This window comes from Microbacterium sp. MAH-37, from assembly GCF_009758255.1.
In the GTDB taxonomy this organism is placed as follows: domain Bacteria; phylum Actinomycetota; class Actinomycetes; order Actinomycetales; family Microbacteriaceae; genus Microbacterium.
Map to the genome: position 1 here is coordinate 254,983 of NZ_WSEN01000007.1, position 15,673 is coordinate 270,655.

Sequence of the window (15,673 nt, forward strand, 5' to 3'; positions counted from 1 at the left end):
CGTGGCCGAGGAACGCAACCAGCTCCGCGTCGGTCGCCTGCTGAAGGCCCACGGCCTCAAGGGCGGGCTCAAGCTCGAGCTCTACACCGACGACCCGGCCCGCCGCTTCGTGCCCGGCGCCGAGTTCACCCTGCAGGTGCCCGAGGCATCCGTCTGGCACGGCAAGACCATCACCGTCCGCGAGTACCGGGTGATGAACGGCAGCTCCGTCGTCTTCTTCGACGACGTCGAGGACCGTGACGCCGCCGAGTCGCTCGTGCGCGCCATCCTCTGGATCGATCAGGACCTCGACGAGGCCGACGAGGATGCCTGGTACGACCAGCAGCTCTCCGGCCTCGACGTCGTGCGCGACGACGAGGTCATTGGCCGTGTCGTGCGGATCGAGCACATGCCCGCGCAGGACCTCCTGATCGTCAAGGCCGCCCGCCGCGAGGTCATGGTCCCGTTCGTGAAGGCGATCGTGCCGACGGTCGACATCGCGGCAGGACGCATCGTCGTCACCCCGCCGCCCGGGCTCTTCGAAGAGCTCCCGACGGCGGATGCCGCACCCGAGAAGGACGCAGACGGCGGCTCCGCCGCGGAGTGACGCGATCATGCGCATCGACGTCGTCTCGATCTTCCCGTCGTACTTCGACGGTCTGACGCTCTCACTGCTCGGCAAGGCGCAGGACGCCGGCATCCTCGACCTGCAGGTCCACGACCTGCGCGACTGGACCCACGACCGGCACCGCACCGTCGACGACACCCCGTACGGCGGGGGAGCGGGCATGGTCATGAAGCCGGAGCCCTGGGGCGCTGCGCTCGACGACCTCGTGTCTTCGGTTCCTGAGCGCCCTTCGTCTCGCTCCGCTCGCTCTGGAACCGCTGAGCAGCCCACCATCATCTTCCCCTCGCCGGCCGGCGAGGTCTTCACGCAGGCGACTGCCCGCGATCTCGCGACGAGAGAGCACCTGGTCTTCGGCTGCGGCCGCTACGAGGGCATCGACGAGCGCGTCTTCGAGTACGCGGCCTCGCTCGGCGAGGTGCGTCTGATCAGCCTCGGAGACTACGTGCTCAACGGCGGCGAGGTCGCCGTCATGGCCATGACCGAGGCCATCGGCCGACTCATCCCCGGTGTCGTCGGCAACCCCGAGAGCCTCGTCGAGGAGTCGCACGAGGACGGCCTGCTGGAGTACCCGTCCTACACCAAGCCCGCCGTGTGGCGGGATCGGGCCGTGCCCGACGTCCTGCTCAGCGGCAATCACGGCGCCATCGCCACTTGGCGTCGCGAGCAGCAGCTCGAACGCACCCGCACCCGCCGCCCCGACCTGCTGGACGAGTAGGCGCTGATAGCGTCGGATCATGGCAGATCAGACGCTGGCACAGTCGTTCCAGAACGCGGGGGAGGACTACGACCGGTTCCGCCCGGGGTTCCCCGAGGCGGCCGCGGACGCCGTCCTCCCGGTGCACGCGGACACGGCGCTCGACCTCGGCGCGGGAACGGGGAAGTTCACCGAACGTCTGGTCTCCCGCGCGTCGCGCGTGATCGCCGTGGAGCCCTCGGAGCAGATGCTCGCCGTGCTGCGGTCGAAGCTGCCGACGGTGGAGTCGCACGTCGGCACCGCCGAGGAGATGCCGGTCCCGGATGCCTCGGTCGACGTCGTCACAGTCGCGCAGGCCTTCCACTGGTTCGATCGCGATCCTGCCTGCGCGGAGATCCGGCGGGTGCTCGTTCCCGGTGGCACGCTCGGGCTGCTCTGGAACCACTCGGACTCGGCGTGTGCATGGGATCGCGCGTGCACGCGGGTCGCGCATCCGGACCTGACGGACGGGCTGACGGCGGACGACGCGGTGACCGCGACGCTGCCCGGATTCGACAACCCCCGATTCGTGCAGGTGCCGTGGCAGGAGCGGATCACCCGTGCGGACTACATCGCGCGCTGGCTCACCGTGAGCTCGTTCCTCGCGGCATCCGACGACGAGCGTGCCCGGATGGTCGCCGAGGTCGAGAGCATCCTCGACGCGGACCCTGAGACCTCGGGACGCGACGAGTTCGATCTGCCGCAGATCACGGACGTGTACGTCTACCGCGCCTCATGAGGCTCTGGTCACCGCATCCGCGGTATCTGGATCGCCAGGCGCTGGTCGCCTGCTGGCGCGAGGCGCTGCTCGCGCAGGCGGTGCTCGCCGGGAGGACCGTCGGATACCGGAACCATCCGCAGCTCGTGCGATTCCGCGGGCGCCCGGATCCGCTCGGTGCCGTGGGGATGTTCCTGACCGGCGTCGCGGACGAGGCGGATGCGCGCGGCTACCGCTTCGACCGCGCCCGGATCGACGTGCCCGGGCGTCCGGACGGAAGCATCGATGTGACCTCGGGTCAGCTCGACGCCGAGTGGCGTCATCTCCTGACCAAGCTCGCGCACCGCAGCCCCGAACGTCTCGCACTGCTCGAGGGCGTCCGCGTGCCCGACTCTCATCCGCTGTTCACCGTGATTCCGGGCGGCGTCGCGGACTGGGAACGCGCGCGCTGATGCTCGGCAGCGATACTGCTGGCGTCATCTCATGGCCCTTTACCTCGTGCGGCACGGGCAGACCGAGTGGAACGCCCTCGGCCGCCTGCGTTCCCGACGGAGAGAGCTACGCGACCGCGAGCATGCGCGCGCGGGCCTTCCTCGCCGCGCTCGACGCCCGTGTGCCAGTGGCGCTCCGCGCAGCGATGCCCAGCCAGGCGTCGAGAGGGGTTGCATGAACCGGCGAAGACCGCGCGATCGCTCGCGCTGCTGAGTTCTGCCCGCGCGGCGCTGATGTGCGCAGCGCGAGCAAGGATCGATAGCGCGATGGATTGTGGGCGACGAGACGTGCAGCGCGCGCGAAGAAGTGCAGCGCGAATTGCGGCGTGGCCGCCGGATTCAGTCGACGCCGAGGAAGCTGCGGTCGGTGAGGACGATCGGGCCGCCTGTGGTGATCGCGACGGTGTGCTCGGAGTGTGCGCCGCGCGATCCATCCGCGCTGCGCAGCGTCCAGCCGTCAGGGTCGGTGACGAGTTCGTCGGTGGTCGCGAGGAACCACGGCTCGAGGGCCATGACCAGGCCGTCCCGCAGCGGGAAACCGCGGCCGGCGCGGCCGTCGTTCGGCACGTGCGGGTCGCCGTGCATGACCCGGCCGACGCCGTGGCCGCCGAAGTCGGTGTTGATCGAGTAGCCCTCGCCATGCGCGACCTCGGCGATGGACGCGGAGATGTCGCCGATGCGGTTGCCGACCGTTGCGGCAGCGATCGCGGCATCCAGCGCCCGCTCCGTCGTCTCGATCAGCCGCAGGTCCTCGTCGCGTGCGGTGCCGACCACGAAGGAGACGGCGGAGTCGGCCACCCAGCCGTCGACGGAGACGGCGAAGTCGAGCGAGACGAGATCGCCGTCGCGCAGTACGTAGTCATGCGGGAGGCCGTGCAGGACGGCATCGTTGATCGACGTGCAGATGACCTTGCCGAACGGCCCGTTGCCGAACGAGGGCGCGTAGTCGATGTAGCACGACTCCGCACCGGCCTTCCGGATGAGGTCGTGTGCGCGGCGGTCGATCGCCAGCAGATTGGTGCCGACCTTCGTCTCATCGCGCAGCGTCGCGAGCGTCTCGGCCACGAAACGGCCGGCGGCGCGCATCTCATCGATCTCGGCGGGCGTGCGCAGTTCGATCATCGGGGTGTCCCTTTCTCCGGGCATCGTCAGGATGCCCGGCATCCATTCTCTCCGATCCGGATGTCACGATGCTCACAGCGAACGAAGAACCCTCGGGCTCCGGAGCGCCGTACCATCGGAGTATGTGGTTGCGCAGCGCGTTCTTCCGGTGGCTCTTCCCGGCGGCGCTGGTGCTGCCCCTGTGGCTGCTGATCGGCTGGGGAGTGTTCCAGGCCGGAGGATGGGCCTTCCTCTGGGTGATCCTCATCGCGGTGCCCTCCGTGCTCATCGGCGAACTCGTGCTCACGCTGCTCACCAGGGCCAGGCCGTCGGTTCGCGCCGAGCGTGCCGTCTCCTGGTGGGACGTGCTCGGGTTCGGCATCTGGCACGCCCTCACCATCGCCGTCGGATTCTTCCCCGAGGGCGGATTCCCGTGGCTGCTCACCGGGGCGATCGTCGCGTGGCTGGCGTTGTTCTGGCTGCAGCTGTGGCAGCTCTGGAGCGAGGCACGCGGCAGCGGCTTCAGCATCCGCGAGACCGCGACGTGGTCGACCGTCACTCCTGGCGCCTCGAATGCGAGCGAGCGCGACGTCATCATCGTGCAGGAGAACGACCGCCGGGACTGACTCGTTTTTGCGGCCTTGCCGATCCATGGCAGAATAGATTCTTGTGCCGTGACCCGGCTCTGCCTCAGGGGAGCCCGCGGACGCCTTGCGCGCCGTTCGGCACACATCAACGTATTCCTTCCTAAATGCATCCGACCTGTGGCGAGTGCAGAGAGAGACGATCATGCAGATCCTCGACGCCGTCGACGCGGCTTCGCTCCGTAGCGACATTCCCGAGTTCTTCCCCGGTGACACCGTCAAGGTGCACGTCAACATCACCGAGGGCAACCGCTCCCGCATCCAGGTCTTCCAGGGCGTCGTCATCGGCCGCCAGGGCGACGGCGTGCGCGAGACCTTCACGGTCCGCAAGATCAGCTTCCAGGTGGGCGTGGAGCGCACCTTCCCGGTGCACTCGCCGGTGATCGACCACATCGAGGTCGTCACCCGCGGTGACGTGCGCCGCGCCAAGCTGTACTACCTGCGCAACCTGCGCGGCAAGAAGGCCAAGATCAAGGAGAAGCGCGACAACTGAGCGCCGCTCTTCTGAAGCACCCCGGGACACGTCGTCCCGGGGTGCTTCTGTTCTGTCAGGATGTGCGACCCTTGATAGTGCCGTCTGCGTACGGTGCACCCGACGCGAAGGATGGAAATGACGACCGAAGCCGCTCCCGCTGCCGCCACGTCTAAGCGGCGTCATGGCTTCCTGATCTTCCTGCGCGACCTGCTGGTGATCATCGTCATCGCCGCGCTCGTGTCCTTCGTCGTCAAGTCGTTCGTGGTGCGCTCGTTCTACATCCCCTCCGGGTCGATGGAGCGCACGCTGCTGATCAACGACCGCATCCTGGTCGATGAGCTCACGCCGCGCTGGACCGGGTACGACCACGGCGACGTCGTGGTGTTCAAGGACCCGGGCGGATGGCTGCCGCCGCTGCCCGCCGAGCCTCCGCAGCCTCCGCTGATCAAGGCCATCGACAGCGTCCTCACCTTCATCGGCATCTCGGCGTCGGACTCTCAGGACCACCTCGTGAAGCGGCTGATCGGGCTGCCGGGCGATCATGTCGTGTGCTGCAACGCGGTCGGCCAGATCACCATCAACGGCGCGCCGATCGACGAGCTGTCGTACCTCAACCTCCCGCAGGGGGACACGAACGCGTCGGACACGCCCTTCGACGTCACGGTGCCGGAGGACTCGCTCTGGGTCATGGGCGACAACCGCACGCGCTCCCAGGACTCCCGCGCGCACCAGGAGCTTCCCGGCGGCGGATTCGTCCCGCTGGACAACGTCGTGGGGCGCGCATTCCTGCTCACCTGGCCGCTGGACCGCTTCGGCCTGATCGACACTCACGACGAGGCCTACGCCGGAGTGCCCGAGTCGAAGAAATGACGGTCGTCGCGCCCCGGCTCACGCTGGAGAGGTCTCTGCTCAAGGAGTACGACCTGATCATCGCCCTCGACGAGGTCGGGCGAGGAGCTCTCGCGGGGCCCGTTGCGGTGGGCGCCGCGGTGATGGATGCCGCAGGGGCACGGCGCCGGGTGCCGGATGGGCTGCGCGACTCGAAGCTCGTCACCGAGCGACGACGTCCCGACGTCGCCTCGCGCGCCGCCGCCTGGGTGGTCGCCTCGGATGTCGGATGGGCGAGCGCCGCCGAGATCGACGAGGTCGGGATCATGCGGGCTCTGGGCCTGGCCGCTTCACGCGCGATCTGCGGCGTGATGGGGACCGACGTCATCGGCGAACGCACCCTGGTGATCCTCGACGGGAACCACGACTACGTGTCGGGCGTGCATCCGTCCCGGCTGCGGGTGCGGCCGGTGATCAAGGCCGACCGGGACTGCGCCTCGGTGTCGGCGGCTTCCGTGATCGCCAAAGTCGCGCGCGACTCGCTGATGGTCGAGCTGCACGACCAGCATCCCGCCTACCAGTGGGAGCGCAACAAGGGGTACGCGAGCACGGAGCACCGCGCGGCCATCCGCGAGTGCGGCCTGTCGCCGTGGCATCGCGCCTCCTGGGCGATCGCTGACGCACCGACGCTGTTCTGAACGTGACGGGGACGGCGGCTCGTCCGCACGCCTCATAGGATGGACTCATCATGGATGACGAATCATTCGACGACTACGACCGTGAACTCGAGGTCGCACTCTTCCGCGAGTACCGTGACGTCGTCTCTCAGTTCCAGTACGTCGTCGAGACCGAGCGCCGGTTCTACCTCGCCAACGAGGTCAGCGTGGTGCGCCGCGACACCGAGCACGACTTCTACTTCGAGATCTCCATGACGGATGTCTGGGTCTGGGACATCTACCGCGCCGACCGCTTCGTGAAGGCGGTGCGGGTGCTCACCTTCAAGGACGTCAACGTCGAGGAGCTGCAGCGCCGCGAGTTCGAGCTGCCCGAAGATCTGTCGCTCGACGGCAAGTAGTACTCCCCAGCTCCGCCTCGGCGCGGAGTTCTTCCGGATCGCCGTGGATGCTGCGGAATCAGGCTGCGCGCGCGGTGTCGCTCCTCGAGGATGCTGTCCTCCATGGCAGCGAAGGACGAGCTCGGCAGAGCGGGTGAGGAGCGGGCCGCGGCGTACCTGCGAGCGGGCGGCTACGACGTGGTGGACCGCAACTGGCGGTGCGACCAGGGCGAGATCGACATCGTGGCGGTGCACCGCGATCGGCTGATCGTCGTGGAGGTCAAGACGCGCCGGAGCGATCGCTTCGGGCATCCATTCGAGGCGATCGACGACCGCAAGCGCCGGCGGCTGTGGCGGCTGGCTTTCGCCTGGGCGCATGCGCATCCCGAGATCGCCCGGCGCCGCACCGTGCAGCTCGACGCCATCGGGCTGATCGGCGATGACGCTGCGACGGCCTCCCTCGAGCATCTGACGGATCTGCTGTGAGCACCGCGCGCACCTGGGCCGTCGCGCTCACGGGTGTCGACGGGCATCTCGTCGAGGTGGAGGCTGACGTCTCGAATCAGACGCCGGAGTTCAAGATCATCGGTCTGCCGGACAAGTCGCTGGCCGAGGCCGTGCAGCGGGTGCACAACGCCTGCGCGAACGCCGGACTGGATCTGCCTCGTCGCCGGATGACGGTGAACCTGTCCCCGGCGAGCCTGCCCAAGCACGGCGCCGGGTTCGACCTGAGCATCGCCGTCGCGACGCTGGCGGCGAGCAGGTCTCTTCCGGGGCGGTCGATCAGGCAGGTCGTGCACATCGGCGAGCTCGGACTCGACGGGCGCCTGCGTCCGGTCGCCGGGGTGCTCCCTGCGGTGTACTCGGCCGTGCAGGCGGGGTTCTCGCACGTCGTGGTCCCGATCGGGAACGTCGACGAGGCGCGCCTGGTGCCAGGCATCGAGGTGCACGGTGCGGCGTCGCTGGCAGAGGTCGCGGTGATGCACGGCGCGGACGTCGAGGTCCCGGATGTGGAGCCGGTCACGATCGACACCACGGATGCCGCGGAGATCCACCCGCTGGACCTCGCCGATGTGATCGGACAGGACGAGGCCGTCGAGGCGCTGATCGTCGCCGCCGCAGGCGGACACCATCTTCTGCTGAGCGGACCTCCGGGTGCGGGCAAGACGATGCTCGCGCGTCGGCTGCCGGGGATCCTTCCCGAGCTGTCCGACGAGGAGGCGCTCGAGGTCGCCGCCATTCGCTCGCTGTGCGGCGATGCGGTGCGCGCGCTGGACCGCACGCCTCCGCTCGAGGCGCCGCACCACTCCGCGTCGATGGCGTCGCTGGTGGGCGGCGGGTCCCGCCAGGCACGGCCCGGTGCGATCGTGCGCGCCCATCGAGGCGGTCTGTTCCTCGACGAGGTCCCCGAGTTCCAGAGAGCCGCGCTGGACGCACTCCGGCAGCCCCTGGAGTCCGGACGCATCGAGGTGCACCGGGCGGGCTTCACGGCGAGCTTCCCCGCGCGGTTCCAGCTGGTCATGGCGATGAACCCCTGCCCCTGCGGCAACTACGGGGTGCGCGGCGCGGAGTGCATCTGCCCTCCGATCGCGATCCGCCGCTACGCGGCGAAGCTCTCCGGACCTCTTCGCGACCGGATCGACATCGAGCTCCAGGTGGCCAGAGTCGCGGCGTCCAGGGTGACGACGATGGAACGCTCTCCGATCACGACGGCCCAGGCCAGGGAACGGGTCGTGCAGGCGCGGGCCGCGGCATCGGCCCGCTGGGCCGGCACCCCATGGCGACGCAACGCCGAGGTGCCGGGGGAGCGGATGCGGCAGGGAAAGCTGCGACTGGCGGCCGCGGTGCGCATGCCGCTGGATCGCGCGCTGGAGCGCGGCGGCCTGACCCTGCGCGGCTACGACCGCACGTTGAGACTCGCCTGGTCGATCGCGGATCTGTCCGGCCGCGGAACCCCCGACTCCGACGACGTCGGTCGCGCACTGTTCCTGAAGAGAGGACTTCTGGCATGAAGACGATCACCACGGCGGACCTGCTGGCCGATGAGCATCTGCTGCGCGCGGCGGAGCGGCTGCGACCGGACGTCGATCCCGTGGAGGTAGCCGCTCGTGCCGCCTGGTCGGTGCTGACGGAGCCCGGCGACGGCGTGGCCGGCGCTCTTGTGACGATGTTCGGCGCGCAGGGCGCGCTCGACCAGGCACTGTCGGACGCGACGCTGAGAGCCCCTGTCGAGGCCCTCGGCGCGAGGGCGATGAGCGAGGCCGCGAGCAGGTGGTCCCCGAGGGCGGACCCACGAGCCGTGGCGGGCGCGCTCCGAGACGCCGAGGCCGTGGGCGCGCGGATGCTGTTGCCCGAGGATCCTGACTGGCCCGCGGGCCTCGACGATCTCGGTCCGCACGCGCCGCTGATGCTCTGGGTGCGGGGCGCCACGGAAGCGCTGGTGGCTGAGGAGGCAGTGTCGATCGTCGGTGCGAGAGCCTCTACCGCGTATGGGGAGAACATCGCCGCCGAGCTCGCGGGCGATCTCGCGGCGACGGGCGTGTCCGTGGTGTCCGGCGGTGCGTACGGCATCGACGGCACAGCGCATCGCGCCGCACTCGGCGTCGGAGGCACCACGGTCGCATTCCTGGCAGGGGGAGTGGACAGAAGCTACCCGGCCGGTCATCACCAGCTCTTCGAACGGATCCGAACCGGGGGAGCGGTGGTCAGTGAGGTGCCCTGCGGGTCCGCTCCCACGAAGTGGAGATTTCTGCAGCGGAACAGGCTCATCAGTGCGACGGGCCTCGCCACGGTCGTGATCGAGGCCGGCCGCCGCAGCGGCACGCTGAACACCGCCGGCCACGCGGCTGCGCTCGGACGGCCGCTCGGCGCGGTGCCGGGGCCGGTGACCTCCGCGGCATCCGCCGGGTGCCACCGCCTGCTCCGCGAGTTCGACGCGATCTGCGTGACGTCGGCGGCCGAGGTGCGTGAGCTGTGGGCGGATGCGGCGCCGTCGCATGGTGCGACTCCTGCTCCCGATCCCGATCGGATCCGGCTGATGGACGCTCTCAGCGCGCGAGCTCCGAGAGATGTTCCCGACCTGGCGAAGCGCAGCGGTCTCTCCATGGAGAGGGTGCGCAGCGTCCTCGGCACGCTCGATCTCGAAGGCGGTGTCGTGCGCCGCGCGACGGGTTGGCTGCGGGCGGGCGAATGAGTCCGTCCGGATCAGGCGTGCTTGCGGAACTCGTCCACCTCGAGGCCGAGATCGGCGAGTCTGGCCAGAATGCTCTGCAACTCCGCGTGATCGCGCAGTTCGCCCAGCAGCATGATGCTCGTGCCGGTCGGGATGACGGTCATCTCGGGGACGGCGGCCACGATCACATCCGAGTGCGCACAGGGAACGCGGATCTCGTAACTCGTCATCGGCCTCACCCCTGACTGCGATCCTCCTCCCTGCACTCGGCGCCGTCGTCATCCGACAAGGGTGAGGCACCCTCAGAGCAGACCGTGCTCCTTCGCGACCGCGACCGCCTCGGTGCGGCCGCCCACTCGCAGCTTGCGGTAGATGCTCTTCAGCTGCGTCTTCACGGTGTTCGCACTCACCTGGTACTTCGCGGCGATCTCGTTCGTCGTCTGATGAGCGGGAAGCTCACGCAGCAGCTCACGTTCGCGCCGCGTGAGCAGCGCCTGGAGCTCGTCGGCGTCCGGCCGGATCACGTCCACGTGCATCAGCAGATCCTCCGCGACGTCGCGCCACGGGCCGAAGCCCGCGACCCGGGAGCGCAGCAGGGCAGCACCCGCCCCCGCGGCGAGAAGCAGAGGCCGGACGGGGCGGAGCGCTGCGGCCGACTTGACGGCCATGAGGATGTCCTCCGTCGCGTGGGCGGAGCGATGCCGCTGCTCGGCGACGACGGCCAGGATCGTCCAGCAGTACACCACGGTGAACGGCTCCCGGCCAGGCTCTGCGGACTCGAGGAGGGTTCGCAGAGCGATCTCGTTCTCGCGCTCCGGGTGCATCATCAAGGCGAGAAGCCGCGTCTCCAGCGATTCCTCCCCGAGCACCCGGGCCGCGCGACGGAAGATGCGTTCCGTCAAAGGCACGTCCTCGGACTCGAGCGCCGCACACATCCAGGGGATCACTCCGAACCCCAGATTGGCGGGCTCGGAGCCGAAGCTGCTGTCCAGAACGCCGGTGACCAGCTGCAGAGACTCGCGCCCTGGCTCACGGTCCAGCCTGTCCAGCGCCAGCAGCAGCTCAGCGCGCTGCTGGTGGTCGTAGGCACCGGGGATGGGCGATGACCCCGCCATGCTGCGCAGCATGCCGAGAGGCAGAGGCTCGGCCCGATGATAGGCGAGGGAGGCATGCGCGAAGGCGATCCGGCTCGCGACGCCGTCGGCAGGGTTGGCGCTCAGATCACGACTGGTCAGGAGTGAAAGCAGGAGCGGCTGTGCCTCCGTCCAGTCGCCTGCCATGGCTCTCAGTGAGAACGCGCTCTCCAATGCGAGCATTCGCAGCCAGCCGAGTCCTTCCGCCCCCGCCGCTGCGCCGATGGAAGTGAGCCGCGAGGCCGCGTTCCTGCGGTCGGTCTCGTTCGAGCCGGCGGTCGACCAGGTGCGGGCGAGTTCGACGAACAGTGCGGCACCGGTCTGATCCTCGGCGACGTGCGGGACGTTCCCGGTCTGCGCCGACGGGGTCGCTCCCGTAGTCCCGGCATGTTCCCAGAGCATGCGCACTGCGGCATCCACGGCATCCGCCGACTCCGAGGCCGACGGGCGCGCCAGCGCGGCGCTCGAGGCGATACGGCTCGCGCCGCCCACGCGGTCGGTGAAATGCGGAGCATCCAGCAGCAGCCTCAGGCGGCTCTCCAGGTGCTCGGCCGACGCGGCGGCGGGGAATCGCTGCACCGCGCGGAGCACCGCGGACACGTGTCCGCGGAAGATAAGCTCGTAGGAGTGCACACTCAGGATGTCGGACACCAGTGCGCCGTCGGAGGATTCCACGGCCTGGTCCAGCGCGGCCGCGAGCTCGCCGCGCTGCGCGAACCAGCGTGCGGCCGTCGCATGGCCGCGCGCGGCTGACGCCGCGTCCCGGCGGCGGCGTTCGGCGCGCAGATAGGCGAAGAGCACCGGATGGATTCGGTACGACTCCCCGTCGGGAGCCGGAGCGATCAGCGCGTTGCGGCGAGCCAGAGCGTCCAGGATCGCACCGGCATCCGTATGGCCAGAGACGATCGCTGCCAGGGTCAACGGCACATCGTCCGCAACGGCAGACCAGAGCAGCACGTCGCGCTCCTCCGGCGAAAGCGAATCGATGACCTCGGAGACCAGGAAGTCGGCGATCGCACGATTGCCCGCCAGCCCGCTCACGATGTCCGCGCCCGAGCGCTTCGCATCCCGAAGCGCGTGCGCGACGAGCACGAACGCCGTCGGCCATCCCTGAGTGCGGACGATCACCTGCGCGATCTCGGCGCCGGTGAGGTCCACATCTCGGGAGGTGAAGAACGCGGCCGCCTCGTCCTCGGTGAAGGCGAGATCGTCGCCGCGGATCTCATGGGTCAACGCCCAGCGCAGGGGAGAGGCGGGGAACGGATCGTACCGGCCGGACAGCACGACCCCGGCGGAGGCCGCCTCTGCCTCGATCAGCTCCAGGATCAGGCGCAGCGCTCGCGGAGAGGCCTCATGGACGTCGTCGATCAGCAGTACGGGTGGGTGCGCCCGGTCCGCGGATCGAAGGCGCTCATGAGCGGCCTCGATCGCCGCATCCCGTGGCCGGTCGACCAGGATGCACTCGCCGGGCGTTCGAGCCAGCCACTGCCGCAGAAGCGTGGACTTGCCCGAGCCGGGCGCCGCCCAGACGCCCACGACGCGTGCGTCGCGCCCCAGGGTGCGAAAGCGGTCGAGCAGCCGCTCGCGCTCCACAAGCCCCCCGTGAAGCAGCCCATCCATGACGACGCCCTCCCGACGCAGACCTCTCCCGTCTCGGAGCATATCCAGTTCAGGGTCCCCGGTGCCGACGTTCGACCGCGAATAGCACGTGACGACGCGGAGTATGGTTGTCCCATGCGTTCCTCCTTCTCCTCCTCGTGGTGGTGGCTGCTCTAGCAGCCGGACGCACCAACTCGCGCGCGCTGCACGGCAGCCCGCGCGATCGCGGACCGATCCATCCGTGCAGCCCTGACCCCAGGAGCTCCTCATGGATTCCTTCTCCGCCACCGTCGCCCGGATGCCTGCACTGCAGGCCGAGATCGCCGCGCACCCGGAACGACATCGCATCCTCACCGGTGAGCGGCCGACGGGCCGGCTGCATCTCGGCCATCTGCTCGGCACGATCCTCGAGCGCGTCCGCCTCCAGCAGGCGGGGGTCGACACGTTCGTCGTGGTCGCCGACTATCAGGTGATCACCGACCGCGACACGATGGGCGACATCGTGGCGAACGTGCACGGCGTGGTCAGGGACAACCTCGCCGCCGGCCTGGACCCCGAACGGGCGACGATCTTCACGCATTCCTCCGTTCCGGAGCTGAATCAGCTGATGCTGCCGTTCCTCAGCCTCGTGTCCGAGGCGGAGCTGCATCGCAACCCGACGGTGAAGGCGGAGGCGACCGCGGCCGGCAGGTCGCTCAGCGGCCTGCTGCTGACCTATCCGGTGCATCAGGCAGCGGACATCCTGTTCTGCAAGGGCACCCTCGTGCCGGTGGGTAAGGACAATCTGCCCCACGTCGAGGTCGCGCGGCAGATCGCGCGCCGGTTCTCCGAGCGATACGGGGCGGTGTTCCCGGAGCCGGAAGGGCTGGTGACGTCCGCGCCCGATCTGCCCGGCCTGGACGGTCGCAAGATGTCGAAGAGCTACGGCAACGCGATCGCGCTCGGCATGAGCGCGGAAGAGACTACGGCTGTGATCCGGCGGGCGCAGACCGACTCCGAGCGGCTGATCACCTACGAGCCCGCTCGGCGACCGGGAGTGTCCGCGCTGCTGGACACTGCCGCCGTCTGTCTGGACAGGGACCCGCTCGAGATCGCGGAGGAGATCGGGACTGCGGGGAGCGGCGCGCTCAAGAGCGTCACCGCCACGGCCGTGAACGACTTCCTCGCACCGCATCGTGAGCGACGCGCGGCGATCGACGCGGCCACGGTCACCGAGGTGCTGAGAGCGGGCAACGAACGGGCCAGGGAGATCGCCGCAGCCACGCTCGATGAGGTGCGAGCCGCGATGGGCATGGCGTACTGAGCGGCACAGCACGCGGGGCCAGACTGGAGGGGTGCGGTACGACGAGGCGGTGCAGGCGTTCGCCGTGCACCTGGAGCAGGTGCGGCGGCTCTCGCCGGCGACCGTGCGCGCGTATCGATCGGATCTGGCCGACCTGGGAGCGGTCGCCGGAGACCGCGATCTGGACGAGATCGATCTCGAACTGCTGCGTGAATGGCTGTGGCACGCCACGCAGCGCGGTGACGCGCGCACCACACTGGCCAGGCGAGCGGCCGCCGCGCGATCCTTCTTCCGCTGGGCCAAGGACGAGGACCGCATCGCCGCGGACCCGAGTCTGCGGCTGGTGACGCCGAAGCTCGCCAGGACGCTGCCCGTCGTGGCCTCGCAGGACGGCATGCGGGAGCTGCTGGACGCAGAGAAGGATGCCGCCACGCAGGGCGACCCCGTCGCGTTGCGCGATCACGCCATCCTCGAGCTGCTGTACGGCTCCGGGATGCGGGTGTCGGAGCTGTGCGGTCTCGACGTGGACGATCTCGACCTGGATCGCGGCACCGCGCGGGTGTTCGGCAAAGGAGCGAAGGAGCGCGTGGTGCCCTACGGCGCTCCGGCCAGGGACGCGGTCGCGGCCTATCTGACCCGTGGACGCCCCGCGCTGCTCGCTCGCACGGACGCCCCCACACCGGCGCTCCTGCTCGGCAGCCGAGGGGCGAGGGTGGGTCCGCGCAGCGTGTACGCACTCGTCGCCCGCGTGCTCGCTCCCGTCGTCGGGACCGAGACCGTCGGCCCGCACGCCCTGCGCCACACTGCGGCCACCCACCTTCTCGACGGCGGCGCCGACCTGCGGGCGGTGCAGGAGATCCTCGGCCATGCGAGTCTGGGCACCACGCAGATCTACACGCACGTCTCCGCCGAGCGGCTCACCGCCGCGTATCGGCTGGCGCACCCGCGTGCCTGAACCTCACCCGCTGTCGCAGCACGGATAGAGGATCGCCCGTGGCACGTCGCCGAACAGCGGTCGCGGATTCACGTACTCGTCGTCCAGCCGCACACCCACGTGCACGGTCCCCGAGACGGCGTGCCCGCCGGCGGAGGCCACGGCGACGACCTGACCGGCCTCGATGACGTCGCCGGGTCCGAGATCGGACAACACCGGCTCCAGGGTGATGACGTAGCCGTCCCCGTGGTCGATGGTGAGCACTCCGCGGTCGACCACGCTTCCGCGGAACGCCACGACGCCGGCTGCGGGGGAGCGGAGTGCACCGGTCGCGATGATGTCCATGCCGCGGTGCCCGGGCCCGTAGCGGTGCGCTGGAGCGCGGAACGGCTCCGTCACGGTCCGGGCGCCCTCGACAGGCCAGATCCAGGGGGCGTCCGCGGGAAGCGCGGCATCCGCGGCCTGCGTGTCGTCGCCGGCGGCGACCGGCGGCGGGAGGGGCGACCAGATCACCGAGGATGCCAGGAGCGCCGTCGCCAGGGCGAGGAGCACTGCGCGTCGCGCGCCCGGCCTGCGGCGTCCGGCATCGGCGGCCGAGCGGGTGCGTACGATGTCCATGTCCCCAGCCTGATCGGGTGCGCACGACCCCTCCCGCGGGAGACCCGGGGCGGGGGAGAACCCGCTGCGGTTCCGCGCCTGGGGAGGGCGGGTGCCGGGGGCCGCATCCTGTACACTGGAACCCGCATCCCTTCCCAGGGATGACTACGCGTGCCCAGAGCGACCACGGTCGCGGCATCCACTTCCCGCAGGTCCCGCCTCCCACGAGGCGGGTGGGACGTGTGCCGGGCACCAGGCATCCGGCCGTCCGGCCGGTGGACAACCTCAACGACGCGAGAGCGTCA

Annotated in this window: 18 protein-coding genes; 14 read left to right on the forward strand and 4 right to left on the reverse strand. The window is 69.8% G+C overall.

Annotated features, from left to right (window positions below; genetic code table 11):
* The first annotated feature begins 1 nt into the window (after position 1).
* From rimM to GON06_RS09265, 4 genes are read left to right on the forward strand one after another with little or no spacing between them, the layout of a single operon-like run.
* A complete protein-coding gene (rimM, locus tag GON06_RS09250; RefSeq protein ID WP_332837334.1) occupies positions 2-586 on the forward strand; it encodes a ribosome maturation factor RimM in 585 nt (194 codons plus the stop codon).
* Positions 587-593: 7 nt separating this feature from the next.
* Positions 594-1,322, forward strand: a complete 729-nt coding sequence (trmD, locus tag GON06_RS09255; protein ID WP_157312008.1) for a tRNA (guanosine(37)-N1)-methyltransferase TrmD — start codon at positions 594-596, stop codon at positions 1,320-1,322.
* Positions 1,323-1,341: 19 nt separating this feature from the next.
* On the forward strand, positions 1,342-2,079 hold the full coding sequence (locus GON06_RS09260; protein ID WP_157312009.1) for a class I SAM-dependent methyltransferase: 738 nt from the start codon (positions 1,342-1,344) through the stop codon (positions 2,077-2,079).
* Positions 2,076-2,510: a pyrimidine dimer DNA glycosylase/endonuclease V gene (locus tag GON06_RS09265; RefSeq protein WP_157312010.1), complete on the forward strand. Its 435-nt coding sequence runs from the start codon at positions 2,076-2,078 to the stop codon at positions 2,508-2,510. Before GON06_RS09260 ends, GON06_RS09265 begins: the two co-directional genes overlap by 4 nt.
* Positions 2,511-2,888: 378 nt before the next feature.
* On the opposite strand, the gene map is transcribed toward GON06_RS09265, so the two are convergent.
* Positions 2,889-3,671, reverse strand: a complete 783-nt coding sequence (map, locus tag GON06_RS09270) for a type I methionyl aminopeptidase (RefSeq protein WP_157312011.1) — start codon at positions 3,669-3,671, stop codon at positions 2,889-2,891.
* Between the two features lie 122 nt (positions 3,672-3,793).
* Between map and GON06_RS09275 the strand changes: the two genes are divergently transcribed.
* From GON06_RS09275 to dprA, 8 genes are all read left to right on the forward strand, one after another.
* A complete protein-coding gene (locus GON06_RS09275; protein ID WP_157312012.1) occupies positions 3,794-4,276 on the forward strand; it encodes an MFS transporter permease in 483 nt (160 codons plus the stop codon).
* A gap of 163 nt (positions 4,277-4,439) precedes the next feature.
* Positions 4,440-4,787, forward strand: a complete 348-nt coding sequence (gene rplS, locus GON06_RS09280) for a 50S ribosomal protein L19 (protein WP_116242711.1) — start codon at positions 4,440-4,442, stop codon at positions 4,785-4,787.
* 117 nt (positions 4,788-4,904) lie between these two features.
* Positions 4,905-5,639 (forward strand): signal peptidase I, encoded by a 735-nt coding sequence (lepB, locus tag GON06_RS09285; protein ID WP_232528373.1) that lies wholly within the window; start codon positions 4,905-4,907, stop codon positions 5,637-5,639.
* Entirely contained in the window at positions 5,636-6,295 is a 660-nt protein-coding gene (locus GON06_RS09290; RefSeq protein WP_157312015.1) for a ribonuclease HII, read from the forward strand. The genes lepB and GON06_RS09290 overlap by 4 nt, the downstream gene beginning before the upstream one ends.
* Positions 6,296-6,345: 50 nt before the next feature.
* The gene (locus GON06_RS09295; protein WP_157312017.1) at positions 6,346-6,672 is read left to right on the forward strand and encodes a DUF2469 family protein; all 327 of its coding nucleotides are present in this window, start codon (positions 6,346-6,348) and stop codon (positions 6,670-6,672) included.
* Positions 6,673-6,774: 102 nt separating this feature from the next.
* The gene (locus tag GON06_RS09300) at positions 6,775-7,137 is read left to right on the forward strand and encodes a YraN family protein (RefSeq protein ID WP_157312019.1); all 363 of its coding nucleotides are present in this window, start codon (positions 6,775-6,777) and stop codon (positions 7,135-7,137) included.
* Positions 7,134-8,663: a YifB family Mg chelatase-like AAA ATPase gene (locus GON06_RS09305; protein ID WP_332837335.1), complete on the forward strand. Its 1,530-nt coding sequence runs from the start codon at positions 7,134-7,136 to the stop codon at positions 8,661-8,663. The genes GON06_RS09300 and GON06_RS09305 overlap by 4 nt, the downstream gene beginning before the upstream one ends.
* On the forward strand, positions 8,660-9,844 hold the full coding sequence (gene dprA / locus GON06_RS09310; RefSeq protein ID WP_157312021.1) for a DNA-processing protein DprA: 1,185 nt from the start codon (positions 8,660-8,662) through the stop codon (positions 9,842-9,844). Before GON06_RS09305 ends, dprA begins: the two co-directional genes overlap by 4 nt.
* Before the next feature lie 11 nt (positions 9,845-9,855).
* Here dprA and GON06_RS09315 read toward each other — a convergent pair whose 3' ends face one another.
* Positions 9,856-10,053, reverse strand: a complete 198-nt coding sequence (locus tag GON06_RS09315; RefSeq protein WP_157312023.1) for a hypothetical protein — start codon at positions 10,051-10,053, stop codon at positions 9,856-9,858.
* 72 nt (positions 10,054-10,125) lie between these two features.
* Positions 10,126-12,576, reverse strand: coding sequence for a LuxR C-terminal-related transcriptional regulator (locus GON06_RS18710; protein ID WP_157312025.1), 2,451 nt, complete (start codon positions 12,574-12,576; stop codon positions 10,126-10,128).
* Positions 12,577-12,823: 247 nt separating this feature from the next.
* Between GON06_RS18710 and trpS the strand changes: the two genes are divergently transcribed.
* Together trpS and GON06_RS09330 are read left to right on the forward strand one after the other, a co-directional pair.
* Positions 12,824-13,858, forward strand: a complete 1,035-nt coding sequence (gene trpS, locus GON06_RS09325) for a tryptophan--tRNA ligase (protein WP_157312027.1) — start codon at positions 12,824-12,826, stop codon at positions 13,856-13,858.
* A gap of 31 nt (positions 13,859-13,889) precedes the next feature.
* Positions 13,890-14,792 carry a tyrosine-type recombinase/integrase gene (locus tag GON06_RS09330; protein ID WP_332837337.1) on the forward strand — a complete coding sequence of 301 codons (903 nt, stop codon included), beginning with the start codon at positions 13,890-13,892 and terminating at the stop codon, positions 14,790-14,792.
* Positions 14,793-14,795: 3 nt separating this feature from the next.
* Here GON06_RS09330 and GON06_RS09335 read toward each other — a convergent pair whose 3' ends face one another.
* Positions 14,796-15,389, reverse strand: a complete 594-nt coding sequence (locus GON06_RS09335; protein ID WP_157312030.1) for a murein hydrolase activator EnvC family protein — start codon at positions 15,387-15,389, stop codon at positions 14,796-14,798.
* Between the last annotated feature and the right edge of the window lie 284 nt (positions 15,390-15,673).

Coding starts and splice junctions, on each gene's coding strand:
- trmD (WP_157312008.1), top strand. CDS start 594: ATGCGCATCGACGTCGTCTCGATCTTCCCGTCGTACTTCGACGGTCTG.
- GON06_RS09260 (WP_157312009.1), top strand. CDS start 1,342: ATGGCAGATCAGACGCTGGCACAGTCGTTCCAGAACGCGGGGGAGGAC.
- GON06_RS09265 (WP_157312010.1), top strand. CDS start 2,076: ATGAGGCTCTGGTCACCGCATCCGCGGTATCTGGATCGCCAGGCGCTG.
- map (WP_157312011.1), bottom strand. CDS start 3,671: ATGATCGAACTGCGCACGCCCGCCGAGATCGATGAGATGCGCGCCGCC.
- GON06_RS09275 (WP_157312012.1), top strand. CDS start 3,794: ATGTGGTTGCGCAGCGCGTTCTTCCGGTGGCTCTTCCCGGCGGCGCTG.
- rplS (WP_116242711.1), top strand. CDS start 4,440: ATGCAGATCCTCGACGCCGTCGACGCGGCTTCGCTCCGTAGCGACATT.
- lepB (WP_232528373.1), top strand. CDS start 4,905: ATGACGACCGAAGCCGCTCCCGCTGCCGCCACGTCTAAGCGGCGTCAT.
- GON06_RS09290 (WP_157312015.1), top strand. CDS start 5,636: ATGACGGTCGTCGCGCCCCGGCTCACGCTGGAGAGGTCTCTGCTCAAG.
- GON06_RS09295 (WP_157312017.1), top strand. CDS start 6,346: ATGGATGACGAATCATTCGACGACTACGACCGTGAACTCGAGGTCGCA.
- GON06_RS09300 (WP_157312019.1), top strand. CDS start 6,775: ATGGCAGCGAAGGACGAGCTCGGCAGAGCGGGTGAGGAGCGGGCCGCG.
- dprA (WP_157312021.1), top strand. CDS start 8,660: ATGAAGACGATCACCACGGCGGACCTGCTGGCCGATGAGCATCTGCTG.
- GON06_RS09315 (WP_157312023.1), bottom strand. CDS start 10,053: ATGACGAGTTACGAGATCCGCGTTCCCTGTGCGCACTCGGATGTGATC.
- GON06_RS18710 (WP_157312025.1), bottom strand. CDS start 12,576: ATGGATGGGCTGCTTCACGGGGGGCTTGTGGAGCGCGAGCGGCTGCTC.
- trpS (WP_157312027.1), top strand. CDS start 12,824: ATGGATTCCTTCTCCGCCACCGTCGCCCGGATGCCTGCACTGCAGGCC.
- GON06_RS09335 (WP_157312030.1), bottom strand. CDS start 15,389: ATGGACATCGTACGCACCCGCTCGGCCGCCGATGCCGGACGCCGCAGG.